This window comes from Sphingomonas sp. 37zxx (assembly GCF_000786205.1).
GTDB lineage: Bacteria > Pseudomonadota > Alphaproteobacteria > Sphingomonadales > Sphingomonadaceae > Sphingomonas.
Genome location: NZ_JROH01000062.1, coordinates 1 through 15,913, shown reverse-complemented (window position 1 = coordinate 15,913; position 15,913 = coordinate 1). Strand labels below are relative to the sequence as shown.

At 59.2% G+C, this 15,913-nt stretch carries 12 protein-coding genes; 7 read left to right on the top strand and 5 right to left on the bottom strand.

Annotated elements, in window-relative coordinates; genetic code table 11:
- Positions 1 to 133: 133 nt before the first annotated feature.
- The 5 genes from QU44_RS15690 to QU44_RS15670 all read right to left on the bottom strand — a co-directional run bounded on the left by QU44_RS15690 (position 134) and on the right by QU44_RS15670 (position 6,364).
- Complete coding sequence (locus tag QU44_RS15690; protein WP_033923346.1) at positions 134 to 1,681, bottom strand: hypothetical protein; 1,548 nt, start codon at positions 1,679 to 1,681, stop codon at positions 134 to 136.
- 129 nt (positions 1,682 to 1,810) lie between these two features.
- Positions 1,811 to 2,590: an SDR family NAD(P)-dependent oxidoreductase gene (locus QU44_RS15685; RefSeq protein WP_081988109.1), complete on the bottom strand. Its 780-nt coding sequence runs from the start codon at positions 2,588 to 2,590 to the stop codon at positions 1,811 to 1,813.
- A gap of 37 nt (positions 2,591 to 2,627) precedes the next feature.
- Positions 2,628 to 4,001 (bottom strand): sulfatase family protein, encoded by a 1,374-nt coding sequence (locus QU44_RS15680; RefSeq protein WP_197054356.1) that lies wholly within the window; start codon positions 3,999 to 4,001, stop codon positions 2,628 to 2,630.
- Positions 4,002 to 4,190: 189 nt separating this feature from the next.
- Positions 4,191 to 5,429: an MFS transporter gene (locus tag QU44_RS15675; RefSeq protein WP_033923345.1), complete on the bottom strand. Its 1,239-nt coding sequence runs from the start codon at positions 5,427 to 5,429 to the stop codon at positions 4,191 to 4,193.
- Positions 5,426 to 6,364: a 2-dehydro-3-deoxygalactonokinase gene (locus QU44_RS15670; RefSeq protein ID WP_269429179.1), complete on the bottom strand. Its 939-nt coding sequence runs from the start codon at positions 6,362 to 6,364 to the stop codon at positions 5,426 to 5,428. The genes QU44_RS15675 and QU44_RS15670 overlap by 4 nt, the downstream gene beginning before the upstream one ends.
- A 170-nt stretch (positions 6,365 to 6,534) precedes the next feature.
- Here QU44_RS15670 and QU44_RS15665 point away from each other — a divergent pair, with 170 nt between their 5' ends.
- The 7 genes from QU44_RS15665 (at position 6,535) to QU44_RS15635 (ending at position 15,831) form a co-directional block, all read left to right on the top strand.
- Complete coding sequence (locus QU44_RS15665) at positions 6,535 to 7,260, top strand: IclR family transcriptional regulator (RefSeq protein WP_231621775.1); 726 nt, start codon at positions 6,535 to 6,537, stop codon at positions 7,258 to 7,260.
- Positions 7,261 to 7,555: 295 nt separating this feature from the next.
- On the top strand, positions 7,556 to 8,506 hold the full coding sequence (locus QU44_RS15660; RefSeq protein WP_033923344.1) for a dihydrodipicolinate synthase family protein: 951 nt from the start codon (positions 7,556 to 7,558) through the stop codon (positions 8,504 to 8,506).
- Positions 8,503 to 9,675 (top strand): mandelate racemase/muconate lactonizing enzyme family protein, encoded by a 1,173-nt coding sequence (locus tag QU44_RS15655; protein WP_033923343.1) that lies wholly within the window; start codon positions 8,503 to 8,505, stop codon positions 9,673 to 9,675. Before QU44_RS15660 ends, QU44_RS15655 begins: the two co-directional genes overlap by 4 nt.
- Positions 9,676 to 9,915: 240 nt before the next feature.
- Complete coding sequence (locus QU44_RS15650; RefSeq protein ID WP_156141233.1) at positions 9,916 to 12,510, top strand: glycerophosphoryl diester phosphodiesterase; 2,595 nt, start codon at positions 9,916 to 9,918, stop codon at positions 12,508 to 12,510.
- Positions 12,511 to 12,598: 88 nt separating this feature from the next.
- Positions 12,599 to 13,456 (top strand): sugar phosphate isomerase/epimerase family protein, encoded by an 858-nt coding sequence (locus QU44_RS15645; RefSeq protein WP_052134966.1) that lies wholly within the window; start codon positions 12,599 to 12,601, stop codon positions 13,454 to 13,456.
- A gap of 37 nt (positions 13,457 to 13,493) precedes the next feature.
- Positions 13,494 to 14,054 (top strand): gluconate 2-dehydrogenase subunit 3 family protein, encoded by a 561-nt coding sequence (locus QU44_RS15640; protein WP_197054354.1) that lies wholly within the window; start codon positions 13,494 to 13,496, stop codon positions 14,052 to 14,054.
- 88 nt (positions 14,055 to 14,142) lie between these two features.
- Complete coding sequence (locus QU44_RS15635; RefSeq protein ID WP_033923341.1) at positions 14,143 to 15,831, top strand: GMC oxidoreductase; 1,689 nt, start codon at positions 14,143 to 14,145, stop codon at positions 15,829 to 15,831.
- Positions 15,832 to 15,913: the final 82 nt, after the last annotated feature.

Genomic DNA, 15,913 nt, shown 5'->3' with positions numbered 1-15,913 from the left:
GCCGTGAGTCAGATCCCAAGGGACTTGGTATAAACTGCCTCCTGTGACGGCGACCATGTAGGGCCTTCGCCAAGACGGTCGGTAATCTCGCGACCAATGATCCTGACATCAGCCATGACGATCCTTGGGTCCTCTATCTGGTAATCTTGACGACAAGGAGGTCGTCGCGGACGACCAGCGGAACTGAGGTGACGTTTGTCCAGCTCTGGTCCTTGGATTCCGACGTTCGAGGGTAATAGCTTTCAACGCCAGGCGAGGAGAAATTCCACGTCAGCGTCGTGCGCTGGGCCTGATCCGAGGTGTCGTTGCTCACGACATCCTTCCACAGCACCACATAAAACGACCCGTCCGATTTTTGTAGAACGGTGTGGCTGATGCCGATCCCGGTAAGAGAGAAGTTCAGTTTCTGCGGCGTGAAACTCGGCGCAGTGTTTGCGTTGTCATCCAGGATGCCCATCAGATTTCGGACGGCGTCATAAGCTGGCCGTTTCGTCTTGTCCTTCCGCAGCAATCCATAGTTGCCGGGCGATTCATCCATCAGTTCGAAAAGGAATATCTTGGACGCATCGCGCTTGAAAAACTCCATCATAAGCCGAGGGACGTATTTCGCGGACTGGACTTCGGAAACGGCATTACCCCCTTCGCCGCCGCTTCCGTGTTGCTCGCCGGTTTCGGTGACCCAATAGGGACCGGGCTTGAAGTGGGTGCCCAAATCCCGAATCACCGCATCCATATCGGTTTTAAGCGCGAGGGAATCATTCTCTATCGGCGTCTTGAAATTAGGCTCGCGGCGTCCGGCCTGTGTCGGCTTTTGCGTATTTCGATGATAGTAATGCAAATTTGCGACAGTGAAGTGCTCGTCAACGCCCAAGCTCTTTAACTGGTCCATAGCCCAGTTGTCGCGAAACCATATACTTGGCGCGACAATGGGGCCGGTTGGCCATGGCCCACTTCGCAGATGGTCGTAAAGTTCCTTCTGGTAGCTCGCGATCTCCGTGGCCCAATTCTTGCGAAATCTGTCCGCGGTCGCGTACTGAAATTTGGACCACTCGTTCGGGCCTTCAAATCCGAGGGCCGCGCCACTGGCGGCAGCCCAATTCACTGAGCCTTTCATCGTAGAAATGTTTCGAAGTGGCGAACCGAAGACAAACAGAAAATTGATGCCGAATTTCTGATAAAGCTCGGTAACTCGACGCCTCTTCTGTTCGTCGTTAGTCAGATCTTGTGACGTCGTCCGAACATATTTGATCTTGAGTTCTTTTAGCGCTGGTCCGACAGCGTCAAAATTATCGACGTATGAATTTGGGCCGTTATCCGCATCCAAACTCAGCCGAATGCCGATCGCGTTCGTGAAGTCGTAAGCACGTCTTGCGGTCTCGACAATTGGCAAGACATCTTTCGACTGGCTGGCCGGGCTGGCGACCGCGGAAGCAGCCGGTGATGGCAAAATCCCAACGCTGGGGGTGTCAGTTCCGCTACCGTTCGAAGTGTAAGCCGATAGCGCCAGAGCCAGTGCGATTGCCCCGGCACTTTTGGCGAGCGCTTGAGGGGCGGCAACACGCATGATGTGAGGCGGTTCGTAGTGTCGCGCCGTTCGCTCGAGAGTCTGGTGATTGGGCGCACTAAAAAGCATTGCAGGTGTGCGCCAGACCAGCCCTTCGTAGGATCTAAACTTCTTCATCTCCAAATCCTTTTGATAGTCGTCACCAAAAAAATCGCACGAGAACGGAAGGAAGGGACGGGAGGAGGCTGGCCAATCCGGTCCTCTCCGTTTCATTTGCAGGATTGAACCCAACGGGGCGCGGCCCCCCTAACGCCGCGCCAGATGCGCTCCGCCATCGATCAGGTGTATTCCGCCGGTAATCCAGCCTGCGGCATCGCTAGTGAGGAAGATGACCATATTCGCTATGTCTTCCGGCGTCCCCAAGCGGCCCAGGGGATGGCGACGGATATTGGCAGCTCTTGCGGCAACCGGGTCAGCCGAAGCGGCAAATTTGTCGTTGAGCAACGGTGTGTCGATCGACGCGGGGGCGATGGCGTTGACTCGGATGCCATCGGACGCAAGCTCCAGCGCGAGGGTCTTGGTCAGAGCGTCGAGGGCCCCTTTGGACGTCGCATAGGCGGCAAGTCCCGGACACCCCATCTGGCCGTTGATAGACGACAAGAAAATAAAGCTGCCGCGGCCCGCTTTCTTCATTGCAGGCGCAAAGGCCTGCGCCAGCCTGACCGCACCGACAGTGTTGACGTTGAAAATCCGGGCGAAACTCTTTGGCGCTGACTCTAGCGTAGTAAGATTTTCGGAAATTGCCGCAGTGTGTACGACCACCATGGGCATCATCTCGCGCGCTTCCAAATCCCGGGCACATGCCACCACAGCCTCGTCACTGCCGACGTCACAGCACAGGATGTCGCGCGATGAATCGGCCACACGATCGACGCCGATTGGAAAGGCTCCGATGTCTCCCAGCACTTTGCAGATTGCGGAGCCGATTCCCCCAGCCGCGCCGGTGACCAGAACGTGCGTGCCGCGCAGCCCCCCGTCACTAGCGTTGGGTGCGCGAGAAGAGTCGGACAATGTCGTTAGCGGCATCGGGTGGCTTCCTCAGTTCTCATTCCGCCCAAGGTGCTTACTCGTCTATCAGGGGAGGTATCTTGTCGCTGAAAATTATTCCCGTCATCCTGTCGGACGTGTCCGCGCGCCGCCGCTTCCAGGGCGGAAAGTCGCCTGTGCTTTTGCTCCATTGCTCAAGCACTCGCGCGAGTTCAGTGGCTTTGCGCTGATGCTCTGCTTTTGCCGCTAGATTGTGATATTCGCCGGGATCAGCGGGAAGATAATATAATTCCACCAGCGGGCGCGGAGCGGCGAAGTTCAGTTCTTGCTGCGGCGTCAACCGACCTCGTTCGCGTAGCGCGATCATGTCGCGAAACGATTGGCTGCTGCTCAGATCCGATGGATTTGGAAAAGGTAGCTCGACATACGCATTCAAGACAAACCGGTAGTCCTCAGTCCTGACTGATCGTATATGCGCGTCCGTCCCATGCCAATTACGTTCGCTGAACACATATTTGCGCCCTTCGAGGGCCTTTCCAAACAGGACGGGAGCGATTGATTGACCAGCCATCGAAGCAGGCGTACGCGCTCCGGCCAGATCGAGAATGGTGGGGGTTAAATCTATCGTGCTCATCAATTTCTGAAAGCGAGATCCTGCGGCAATTTTGCGCGGCCATCTGACGATCAACGGCGTTCGCACACCGGCATCGTAAACGCTGCCCTTCTCCCGGGGAAACGGCGCGCCATTGTCCGACAAAAACACGACGATCGTATTGTCGGCAAGGCCGCGGCGTTCGAGATTATCGAGGACCGCGCCGATGTCATGATCGAGACGCCTGATCGCGCGCATATAGGCCGCCAGTTCCGTCCGTGTTCCGGGCGTGGGGGCGAGCTGGGGTCGAACGGGAACTTTCTTTGGATCGACGCTGAACTGATCCTTCGGGTCGTCCTCATAGGGACGATGCGGATCGTGAAAGCCCATCCAGAGGAAAAATGGCTTCTTACCAGTGCTGTCGAGGAAGGCGTCGATGTCGCCCAGTTTCTTTCCGTACCAGTCGAACTGCGAATCGACATAGGGGCCATAATGGGTTTTGAGCATGTGTCCGGTCCGGTATCCCGCATCAGACATGAGCTTCGGTAACACCGAGATGCCGGCCGGCAGCGGCTGATGCATATCTTCCGCGCCGGTCTGGTGCGGATAAAGGCCGCTCATCAGGCTGATCCTGCTGGGGCTGCAGGACGATGTGGTGAGAAACGCCTGTTCGAACAACATGCCCTGCGACGCCAGCCCGGCCAGGCGCGGAGTGGGAACCGTACGCGAACCGTAGAGGCTATTATCCTCCCAGCCCATATCGTCGGCAATGAGCACCAAGATGTTGGGCTGCGCAGGCTGAGCATGGGCGGTGCAGCTTCCAAACACGATGAGCGCCAGTATTTTCAGCGCAATCACGGCACGCTTGCATGGCGACTTCCCCGACCGGTGCATCAGTCTCTCCTCGGCTCTTGTTTTATCTCATCACTAACAGGCACCGCATCCGTTGATGCGATCCAGATACCAGAAATAGCTACGCGCGCGATCGGGCCGAAACTACAATCCGAAATATAGACTCTCTGCTATTAAAGCAACGTTTATGGCGGCTTAAATTTGCGGCTGTGGAACGCGGGTACCAATTTTGCTGGCCAGTCTTGCGAGCAGCCAGCCAAGGGGATGGAGCAGTGCCATCCCGACAAAGAGCGATTCATAAGCCCCGGTCTGAGCAAACTGCCCGACCACCCAGGTCGATGCGATTCCCCCGACACCGCTGCCCGCGGCGATGATTCCGAAAATGGTCGCCAGCCGCTTGTTGGGGAAAACATCGACCACCAGCGCGGTCAGATTGATCAGGAATGCCATGTGCGCCAGCGCCACGAGCGCGCCGAGCGCGAGCACGAATGCAAGAGGGAGCTGGAGCGCCACGAACGCACCAAGAGGCGCGAGAGTCGCCGCTATTGCCATCACCACTATCCGTGCCTTCGGCGCGGTCAGCCCGCGAAGCATCAGGCGGCCCGACAGCCAACCTCCGCCCAGAGCCCCGACGTCGGCGGCGAGGTAAACGATCCAGGCAACCGATGCGACTGCCGCCAACGACATGTCCTGTGCACCGGACAGATATTTTGGAAACCAGAATAGATAGAAATACCAGACGGGATCGGTCACCCCACGCGCCAACGCCAGCAGCCACATCGGCCGATTGGTGACGATCTGGCCCCAGGACCAATCCTCCGACCGTTCCACCTGCGCGGTAGATTGTTCGGGAGGCGGGCCAGCGAAGCGATTGGCAATGATCCAGCCGACCAGCCAGGCGCATCCCAGCGCACCGGTAGCAACAAAGGCCTGACGCCACCCATAGGTAAGCGCGAGCCAGCCGATGAGTGGCGGCGCGATCGTCGCGCCGATCATCGCGCCAGAGGTATATACCGCGACGCCCAGCGCGCGCTGCTGAGGCGGAAAGCGTTCCGCCACCGTCTTGGGCGCAGCAGTGTAGTTCCCCGCTTCACCCAGACCAAGCGCGAACCGCGCCATTCCAAGCTGGGCAACCGAAGTGACGAACCCCGTCATGATGTTGGCCAATGACCACCAGCTTACGAACAAAGCGAGGCTGAGCCGGGATCCTAGCCGATCGGTCAGCCATCCCGCGCCTAGATAGGCGATCGTATAGGCGATCAGAAACAGCTGGACGACGCCGGCATAGGCAAGATCGTCCATTTTGAGATCGCTCTGGATCATCGGCGCGAGGATCGAGAGCGCCTGGCGATCGAGATAATTCAGCACTGTCGAGAAGAACAGCAGGCCCAGAAGCACCCACCGCCAGCGCGAGTAGCCTTTTGCCGCAATCATGCTGCCAACTCCGTCTGAAAGGGATCGAGCATGACGAAGCCGCGGAGCGACGAATCATGCCCGTTGGCTTGCGCAACCGACCGTCCAAGTTTCTGGAATACCGCGGCGGCAAGATCGCATTCTGAAGGCGTCCCGATCAGGGTAACGGGAAGGTCCAGCCCCGGATGCCCGCTCAGTGCGGTCAAGGCGTCGCGGACATCAGCCCCAACAACGAGTCCGGAGAGATAGGATGAAGCCAGGTTCGCGGGAAGTTCGCCTGCAACGAGCAGGCTGCGGGCCGAAAACAGAGCGTGTCCCAGGGACAAGCCGGGTTGGTCGCACATCGTCGCGACGCCGCGATCAAATTGCGCGCGACCTGCTGCCGTCGCGCTTCCGTCCCCCGAAGCCATCGCTTTGCCGAGCAGGCTGTATTCGACCAAGAGCTGGTGGAGCTCACCCTGCATGCTGGTGAAAAAGCTGTGGACCTGCATGCCGCAGGAAAGCACCCATTTCGGATGCCGGCCGGTCAGGCAGGAGATCCGCCATTCACCATCGGCCGGGCGGGCGCTGGCAAGCCAGCCGAACAGCGCCAGTTCCTCACCGCGCATCATGTCGGGCAGGCCGAAGATGTTGCGGCACCGCAGGCCTGGCGCGATGGCAACCGGTGTACCCGCCACACTGAACTGGGTAAGCTGGCTGCGGAGGGATTGGGCGTCTGCCGGGCAATCTGCGTACGGGCATTCGACCCATCCGAGCGGCGAACCGATCATGCCGGCCAGCAGCGAGGGGACGCTGCCATGCTCGGACAGCCACGGAGACACGGCTTCCAGAAACGCGGTTTCGGGATCGCCACAGGTCACTATTCCTGGGCCTTTGGCGGATACAACTATCTCAACGCCCCCGCGATACACGCGGCAAAGCCGCAAATGCATGGCGACCGATCCCCATTCTCCCATTATCCGCAGTTCGCCGGCGCCCATTGTCTCTCCCCACATCGCCTCGTTGATACATAGATGTTGCACATTCAGTGACACGTCAATGACCGGGATGTCGGCGCCTCCGTTGCTTGGCGACCGGGATAGCAGCGTGTAGCGGTAGCGGTTGCGACAAAGGACGAAGTAACGAGATGATGCACGGCAAGCCGAATGCCCAACCAAACCGAAGTCTGATCGATGGCATCGCCACGCTTCAGGCGCTCGCCACATCGCCGGAGCCGATCGGCAATCGGGAGCTGGCCCGGCGGCTGGGTTTCGATCCGACGCGAGTCAATCGACTGCTCAAAACCCTGGCCTATCTGGGCATTGCCCGGCAGACGGCGAACCGCAAATATACGTCTGGCCCGGGAATGCATGTCCTGGCCGCACAGAGTCTGTTCGCATCCGGACTGATGCACAATGCGCTTCCCGCTCTCGAAGGGCTTCGGAAATTCGACTTGACGGTGGCTCTGGGCGTGTTGTGGCATGATACGGTCAGCTATCTTTTTCACGCGCCGCCCGGCCTCGAATTATCGCGCGGCCTTGGGCGCATCGGCCTGCTTCCGGCAACGTCGAGCGGCATCGGAATGACCTTGTTGGCGCAGGCGGGCCCCGCCCAGATCGATGAGCTCTACGCTGGCCGGGACATTCCCTCGTTTCCCGGCGGGATCAATGAACTGAACGACAAGTTGGAAGAGATACGCCAACGGACATATGCCCGTGTGGTAGTGGGGGCCGACGATCGCCATACCGTCGCCGTTGGCGTTGGCCGTCCCGCCTTTGCCGCGGTTGCCCTGTCGGGCTGGATTCCCGAAGAAGCGACTCCCCGGATCGTGATCGCCTTGCAGGAAGCGGCCGAACATATCGGTCAAAGCTGACTATCCCGAGGGTATGCGCCGTACTCGCTGGACTCCACACAATCCTAATTGCCCGGCCAGTCGCTCCGCATAGAGCCGCGCTACTGCACAAAACTGATCGGCACTGCGGGCCGGGCAGATGATTTAGCGCGTGTAATGCTGCCTGCTTATGATGCGACCTGCCCGGTGCAGCCGTCCAATTGACAGGCGTGCGCCCCGCTTTATGCTATTAAAGCAACTCGGATCGGCGCCATAATGTGCGGGTGTACCGGGAATACTCGCGATCCTCCCGATCGCGACAGGGGTAGGGTGACCAATGAAATCCAGCGTAGCGTCGGTGCTGAAGGGCGTCTTTCCTGTCCTGCCCACCATCTTTTCCGCAGGCGGCGGAATTGATGAGGACGGCATTCGCAATGTCGTCGATTACGTCGTCGGCGCTGGTGCACAGGGCGTAGTTTACCCGGGTTTTGCAAGTGAAGTGAATGACCTTGCGCCCGAGGAGCGCGAGCATCTGGTGGCGAAGGTCGGCGAATGGACAGTTGGCAAAGTGCCCTTCATCGTTGGGGCGTCGGCAACCACTACTGAGCTGTCGGTGCGCTATGCGTTGGGCGGCGCCAAGGCTGGCGCTTCGGCGGCGATGATTCAGTCACCGGGCAACCTGGCAGGCGAAGAGCAGGCCCTCGTCGGCTTTTTTCGCAGCGTCGGCGACGCGGTCGGCATTCCGATAATGTTGCAGAATGCGCCCCATTCCAACGGGGCCGCGCTTCCCGCCGAGGTAATCGCCCGGATCGTGAAGCAGGCACCGGGCGTGCAATATATTAAGGAGGAAACACCGCCCTGCGGACAGCGCATCACCGCGTTGCTCGATCTGGTTGGAGGGTCTCTTCAGGGTGTTTATGGTGGTGCCGGTGGGCGCTACTTCATTGACGAATTGAGGCGCGGTGCCACGGGCACCTTGCCGGCCTGCGAGATCACCGAGGTCCATGTCGAGATGTTCGCCGCCTTCGAGCGCGGCAATACGAAACTTGCCCGCGAATTGTTTGATCGGGCGTTACCACTGCTGAACATGCAGGCGGTATTCCGCTGGCGGCTTACCAAGGAAGTGCTGGTCCAAAGGGGGCTGATTGCCAGCCCATATGTCCGCGCTGCAGGTGCAGAACTCGACCGCATTGACAAGGAAGAGTTGGCCATCCTGCTGGACCGGATTGTCGATCTGACGGGATTGAGCCAACCTGCGCCGATGCAGAGTGTGGAGCGCGCACGGTGACCGACGTCGTGGACAGCATAGAGACGTTCGTCGTTACGCTTGATCGCGAAACGCCGTATTTGGGGCCCGCAGATCCGGGCACCGGCGAAAACGAGCGTGGCTACATCGTGCGCCGGCGCAACGGCACGATTTATCCGACGGTAGATCGTTCTGTGCTGGTACGGATCACTACCAAGTCGGGCCGGGTCGGGTGGGGCGAAACTTATGGAATCTGCGCGCCGCTCGCGGTTTGCGAGATCATCAAGGATTTGCTGGCACCGGTCGTTTCCGGGAGATCGCCGCTCGACGCGGCCAGTCTCTGGGACGAGCTCTACGACCTGATGCGCGTCCGCGGTTATATTGGCGGCTTTTATCTCGATGCGATCGCGGCGATCGACATCGCTCTTTGGGACCTTTCGGCGCAAATCTGCGACGTGCCGCTATGTCAGCTTCTCGGCGGCGCGCGACGTGAATCGATCCCGGCCTATGTGTCTGGTCTGCCCGCGAGTACGCTCGACGAGCGCGTAGAACTCGCTCGCCAATGGCAGCAACGCGGATTCGACGGCGTGAAGTTCGCGGCGGTTGTCAGCAACGATGGCATCGTGACGGAAATGGGTGCTCTGCGCGACGCGCTTGGCCCGGATCACAAGATCATGATTGACCTGCACTGGATGTTTTCGGCCGCGGAGGCAGTCGAACTGGCTGATCGCCTGGCGCCTCTGCGTCCGGCCTTTATCGAAGCGCCGGTGAAACCGGAAAATATCGACGGTTTGACCGAGGTCGCGCGGCGCGCGCCCTTTCCGGTCGCGGCCGGGGAGGAGTGGCGAACGGTTCATGATGCGTTGCCGCGGTTGAAGGCGCAGGCGATCGGAATCATGCAGCCGGAAATGGGACATACGGGGGTCACCCAATTCATGCGCATGGCGCATCTCGCCCACGCGTTCCACGTGCCCATCGCACCGCACGCCACCATCGGCATGGGAATCTTCATGGCGGCGAGCCTTCATGCGACGGCGGCGGCTCCGCTGGTGACCACGCACGAGTACCAACATTCCATATTTGATAGGGTCGCCGGCTTTGTCGAAGGCGATCTGATTTGCCGCGAAGGAGCCTATGCATTGCCCGGCGGAACGGGCTTGGGAGTGCGGCCGAGCGCGGCGATGATGGAGCATGCCGTTCGTATCGACTGATCATCGCGCGGCACCGGCACTGCAGGGCTTCACACGCGGCCGATCCATAGAAAACTAGGCCGACACCGTGCTTCTCGCGACCATCGGCATAGGTTGCGCTTGCCGTAGGGCGGCAAACATGCTTCTATTATAGCAATAAACATATCTATAATTGGGGACGAGGAAGCCGTGATACGCCGCTCAGCAATCGATTGGATGCGAAACTCGACCATAGCATTCTGCGTGGTGCTAACGGGGTGCGTGCAAACCCAAACGCAAGGCTATGCGCAGAAATCTCCGGCACTTCGTTCCAGCGCAGTCGAAATCAACTTCGAACATGACGGCAGCGCGGTTCGCTCGATCGTGAGAGTACACGATAAGGCAGGAACCCGGGCCATTGCCCCCGCTGACGGCTCCGCGCTCTTCGGCATGACCTTCAGCGCCGGCCCGCCCGACCCGAAAGTGCTGCCGATCAATGCAAAGGGTCAAACCTTCCGTGAAGCGTATCCTGAACTCGTCTTTGACGAAGTGTACGATAGCAAGGGCGATGATTGGATCGAGAAGATGTGGGAGCGCTCATTCGTTCCCATCTCCAATGCGGTCACGTTCGACAAGGCAGGTGATTACACCCAGCCGACCGCGACTGCCGTCAGATCCATGGGCGACGGCGTTCTGATCAGTCAGAAATCAGACCGGGCTTCGATCGAAGCCGCTTGGCGAATCGACCCTTCGTTTCCAACGGACATCATCGTCGATGTGACGGCGACGGTGCACCAGAGCGGATATTATTCCTTCTCGTCTCCGCAATTGCTGTCGGTCGATCCATCGCAGCTGGCTTGGGCAACCACCCCCGGCTATTTTCAGGGGCGGGCGATCAACAGCGATATTGCCCAGTCCATGATCTACGGGCAGGGCGTGCCCGATCGCTCGATCCTGGCCCGCGAGCGCACGCTAAGTGCGCCCGCTTCGATCCTAGACCTGAAAAGCGGCCTCAGCATTGCAACGATCGCTGCGCCGGGGCTCGCCCAGGATCCCATGGAGGACAACGGCAAGGCTCGCACTAGGTCGCGCATGGCGATGTCACACATGACGCGCGAGGGCGCGCTTTTCCCAATTCTGCACCATCCGGTTCTCGGCGAGGAGGGCTCAAAGCGCGCGGCGGGCGAGACGATCACGTTCTCGATGCGCTATAGCCTGGCAAAGCGCAGCTGGTTCGAAACATACAAGCATATTGCGCGTGATATCTACGCGTCGCTCACATATCTCGACATTGCGAAACCAGAAACGTCGCTGACCGAGCGTGTGCGTCGCCAGCTAGTCTATCTGTCCGATCCCAAAGCGTCGCGCTGGGTTGTCGCGAAATCGGAAGGCAGAGAGATTGGCGCTCAGGAGTATAATGGCTGGGTTCCGTATAAGGACAATGATGCCATCAAGACGTCCGATCTGGGCGCGATGTGGTTAAGTGGTACGCGATCATCGATCGGCGACTTCGGAAAGACCCGGCTGCCTTATGTTCGCAACCTCAAGATCGTCCAGCAGGACCGGAAGCCCGGCTTCACGCACGGGGCTTCGCGCGGCCAATATTATCTGACCAAGTCCGACAGGTTCGTTGAAGAATCGGGAAAATTGATCGAGCCGATCGCCACCTCCTATTACACTGCCATGGACATCGGAACCATTCTGCTGTTCGAGCCGGGCGACAAGGAATTGCGCGAGGCACTGCGCCTGGCGGCCGAGCGGCTGCTGAAGTGGCAACGGTCAGACGGATCCTGGGCGGTCGCCTATATGGAAGGCTCGCATGAGGAGCGGTACAAATTCGTAAAGGATCTGCGTCCGACCTTCTATGGGCTTTTGGTTGCCTACAAAGTGCTCGGCGACGATCGTTACCTTAAGGCAGCACGAAAGGGTGCCGACTGGCTCGTCCGGGAAGCGGTCGAGAACGGGCATTTCCTGGGCGTGTGCGGGGATGTGGCGCACGTCAACGATTTCGCCACGGCCCAGATCGGCCAGGCGATGCTGGAGATGTACGATATCACCGGCGATGCCCGCTATAAGGCGGCAGCGATCGAAACCGCGCGTATTTATACGATGTCGATCTATACTTGGCCGACGCCGAGCGCTAAGCCGATGGCATTTCGCGGCGCGGACATTCCCGCCTGGACCAAAACCCAGTTCGGCCTCGGTTTCGAGCATGGCGGCCATCGCGGAAGCGCAAGGTGGAGCGGCCCCATCCTCCTTTCCACCTATGCCGGGTTTTTTGTCCGCATCCATGAACTCACGAAGGATCCTTTCTTCCTCGAACTGGCCCGCTCTGCGGCGATCGGTCGTGATGGGTTTGTCGATGACGCAACCTCGGTCGCGTCTTATTATTGGGCGACTTTCGACGCGGGGGCGGGGCCATTTCCGCATCATGCCTGGTGGCAGATCGGGTGGATCGTCGACTATCTTATGTCGGAGGTAGAGCTTCGGTCGAGCGGGGGGATCAAGTTTCCCAAAGGCTTCATGACTCCTAAGGTTGGACCGACCCTGTCTTATGGTTTCAAACCGGGAACTGTGTTTGGCCACAAGGCTCAATTGTCCTTGGGAGAACCGGCATTCGCAATTGCCGATGCGGCGATTGACCAGATCGTTATGAAGGCAGTCGAAGGAGATGATCAGTTCGTCGTTCTTCTCAATGACAGCGCAGCTCCGCGCAAGTTGCGGTTGCCAGGCGCGACAACCCAGGCCGACGTGCTGAGTGCGACTGGTGTCTCTCAACAGCAGGTTGCGGCAGGTCTGCCGATCAATATCGACATCGAATCCTTTGGAATGCGAGTCATTCGTCTGTCCAACGCCGCGAACAAGGCGCTCCGGTAGTGCGTAGTCAGCGCCGGATAATGCCGCTTGCCTTTGCGATGGCCTGGCGTGGGATTTGCGGCCAGCAGCAGGGCGGGGGACGCACGGAATGATCGAGCCAATCGACCAGGCGTTCCGTGCCGCCGCATTCTCTCGTCGATCAATCCTTGGCTGCGGCCTTGCGACCGCGCTTATCGCGATCCCCGCCAGTGCGTTGCCAAAAGCGAACCTTCCTGCCGGCATTCAGCTGTGGACGGTGCGGAATCTGATGCAGAACAGCGCGCCGGATACGCTTCGGGCGCTTGCCGGGATAGGCTATGATGAGATCGAGATCTCCGGCTTTTACGGCACGAATGCTCTCCATTTTCAATCACTTATGCGGGACTTTGGCCTGACAGCACCAAGCATGCACGTGAAGGCTGAGGCAATGATCGCCGAACCCCAACGCGCGATCGAAGATGCTCTAATTCTTGGCAGCCGATTTATCGTCCTGGGCGCTCTGCCCAAGACCGATCGCAATACGCTCGACAGCTATCGGTTATGGTCAGACCGTTGCAATGTCTTTGGCGCCGCTTGCCGCGCGTCGGGGTTGCGCTTTGCCTACCACAACCACGCTTACGAGTTCGATCCGATTGATGGCGTCGTGCCGTACGACTTGATCCTGGAGCGAACCGATTCCGGGGCCGTCGGTTTCGAGTTGGACTTCTATTGGGCGCACAAAGCGGGTCGCGACATCAAGGCGTTGATCGCGCGTGCGCCAAAGCGCTTCTGGCTCGCGCATCTCAAAGACGCGGCGCGTGATGGGGCGATGGCCGACGTGGGGCAGGGCGTTATCCCTTTTGCCGCAATCCTCAAGCGCGGAATGTTCGAACATCATTTCGTCGAGCGCGACGATGCCACTGCTCCGCTGACCTCTGCGGCGGCAAGCTATAGTGCCGTTCGCGGCTTGTTGAACGGATTGCATTGATGTGCCGGTCGGCGAGGTTCCAGGGAAGATGTTTGACATGGACGGGATGATCGAACCGCCTAGCCGGCGCGAAATGCTGAAATTGCTCGCAGCTGCAGGATCGATGTTCGCCCTTCCGGGCTTAGCGCTGGCGGCACCCAAAGCGGACGCCGGCTTCTTCTCGGCGAAGGAAATGCGTTTCCTCCAGCGATTCTCTGACACGATTATCCCGGTGACGGACACGCCTGGCGCGCTCGCTGCGGGGGTTCCCAATGGCTTCGACGATTTGATGGTTCAATGGGCCAACGAACAGACGCGGCTCAGCATGCGACGTACGCTCCAGTTAATGTCAGCCACGCTGGACGAGATTCTGGGTGGCGCTTCGTTCGAGGCCGCATCCGGCGAAAGGCGCCTGACTGCACTTCAACAGCTTGATGGGCTGGCCTTTGGCGATCAGCCGGCAACGGTCGGAGCCTACAGGCAATTCAAATCGCTCCTAGTCCGGCTTTACTATGCGTCCGAAATCGGCGCGACCGTCGAACTGCGGCACGACCCGGCACCCGGCGAATGGCGCGCCTGTATCCCGTTTGCGGAAGTTGGACGGACATGGGTGCTTTAGGCCGCAGCCAGCGCAAACATGACAAGAGACCCGCGCATCGGACTTGGCCTCAACTCAAGAACAATACGTGCGGCAGAGGAGACTGAAGTTGCCGGACTTTGACGCGATCGTAATCGGATCAGGAATGAGTGGTGGCTGGGCCGCCAAGGAACTGACCGAACGAGGGCTGAAAACCCTGGTGCTGGAACGCGGCCGCGACATCGATCCCGACAAGGATTTCCAGGATCTAAAATTGCCGTGGGAGCGGCCCCACCTCGACATGGTGCCCCAGGTCGAATTGCAGGACTATTACCTCACCGATCGCATCCCGCTGGTGGAAACAAGCAAGTTTCTATGGACCAAGCACGATGATCAGCCGTACGAGACAGCTCCTGGCACTAGCTACCACTGGCTTCGCGGTTATCATCTGGGCGGACGATCCATCACCTGGGCTCGGGTTTCGTTGCGTTGGAACGAGCAGGATTTCGAGAATAACCTGCGCGATGGGCATGGCGTCGATTGGCCGATTCGTTACTCGGACATTGCGCCTTGGTATGACCGGGTCGAGAAATTTATCGGAGTAGCCGGCACGTCGGAAGGGCTGCCCAATCTGCCGGACGGAATCTTTCAGCGCGGGTGGGAAATGACCTGTGCCGAAAAGCATCTGAAAGAGCGCGTCGAAACGGCATTTCCGACCAGAAAAATGATCATCGGGCGCGTAGCCAATCTTTCGGATCCAACCGAGGAGCAGCTCGAACTGGGCCGCTCGCCTTGTCAGATTCGCAGCTATTGTTCGAAAGGCTGTTCGTTTCGTGCCTATTTCTCTTCGGTGAACGCAACCCTGCCGGCGGCAAAGCGAACCGGAAACCTGACCGTCATTCCCAATGCTATTTGCCATTCGCTAGTTTACGACGACGCGCAGGAGCGTGTGACCGGAGTGCGGATTATCGATTCCGAGACGAAAGAGTCTCGCGTTTATAGTGCAAAAATCGTGTTTCTGTGCGGCTCGACAATCCCTTCCGCAATGATCCTGATGTCTTCGCTTTCGGAAGCGTTTCCAAAAGGTCTGGGAAACCGAAGCGACCAAGTGGGGCGGAACCTGATGGACCATGTCAGCCCTTATGAGCCGATTGTCGGCACGGTTCCGGGATATCTTGACCGTTACTATAAGGGGCGACGCCCTGCGCCAGCCTATATCCCCCGCTACGCGAACTATACCGAGAACGAGAAGGATTTCGTTCGCGGCTTTGGTTATCAAATCATGGGCATGCGCGAAGGCGTCTCGCCGGGCATACCGGGCGTGGGCGAAGCGTTGAAGCTGGCGAACCGCGAACCGGGGCCGTGGCGGATCAGGCTGATGCCGCAGGGCGAGGTTCTGCCCAATCCGGAGAATCGCGTGACGCTGCATCCGACGCGCACCGACAAATGGGGCATGCCGATCGCTTATTTCGACGTCCGGCATGGTGAAAACGAAATCAAGATGATGCGTGCGGCGGTTTCGGACGCGATAGAGATGCTTAAGGTCGCTGGCTGCACGAACATCCGTCAGCCCAAGTTGGACCATCTCACTCCGTCAGGTGATCGGATCCATGAAATGGGTTCGGCCCGAATGGGGCGCGATCCCGCGACCTCGGTACTGAACGGGTTCAACCAGTGCCACGACGTGAAAAACCTGTTCATCACCGATGGCGCCTGCATGGCGTCCACATCGTCGGTAAACCCGTCACTGACCTATATGGCGCTCACGGCCCGCGCGGCAAACTATGCCGCCGACCTTCTCGCCAAGGGCGAGCTGTAGACATTTGTTACCCTGCTGAAGTCGGCCGTTGCGAACGAACGAGCCTTATACCAAGGTGAGCACCTCCATCAACCCGGTGATC

Coding starts and splice junctions, on each gene's coding strand:
- QU44_RS15675 (WP_033923345.1), bottom strand. CDS start 5,429: ATGATTGCGGCAAAAGGCTACTCGCGCTGGCGGTGGGTGCTTCTGGGC.
- QU44_RS15665 (WP_231621775.1), top strand. CDS start 6,535: ATGATGCACGGCAAGCCGAATGCCCAACCAAACCGAAGTCTGATCGAT.
- QU44_RS15690 (WP_033923346.1), bottom strand. CDS start 1,681: ATGAAGAAGTTTAGATCCTACGAAGGGCTGGTCTGGCGCACACCTGCA.
- QU44_RS15660 (WP_033923344.1), top strand. CDS start 7,556: ATGAAATCCAGCGTAGCGTCGGTGCTGAAGGGCGTCTTTCCTGTCCTG.
- QU44_RS15645 (WP_052134966.1), top strand. CDS start 12,599: ATGATCGAGCCAATCGACCAGGCGTTCCGTGCCGCCGCATTCTCTCGT.
- QU44_RS15685 (WP_081988109.1), bottom strand. CDS start 2,590: ATGCCGCTAACGACATTGTCCGACTCTTCTCGCGCACCCAACGCTAGT.
- QU44_RS15670 (WP_269429179.1), bottom strand. CDS start 6,364: ATGGGAGAATGGGGATCGGTCGCCATGCATTTGCGGCTTTGCCGCGTG.
- QU44_RS15640 (WP_197054354.1), top strand. CDS start 13,494: ATGGACGGGATGATCGAACCGCCTAGCCGGCGCGAAATGCTGAAATTG.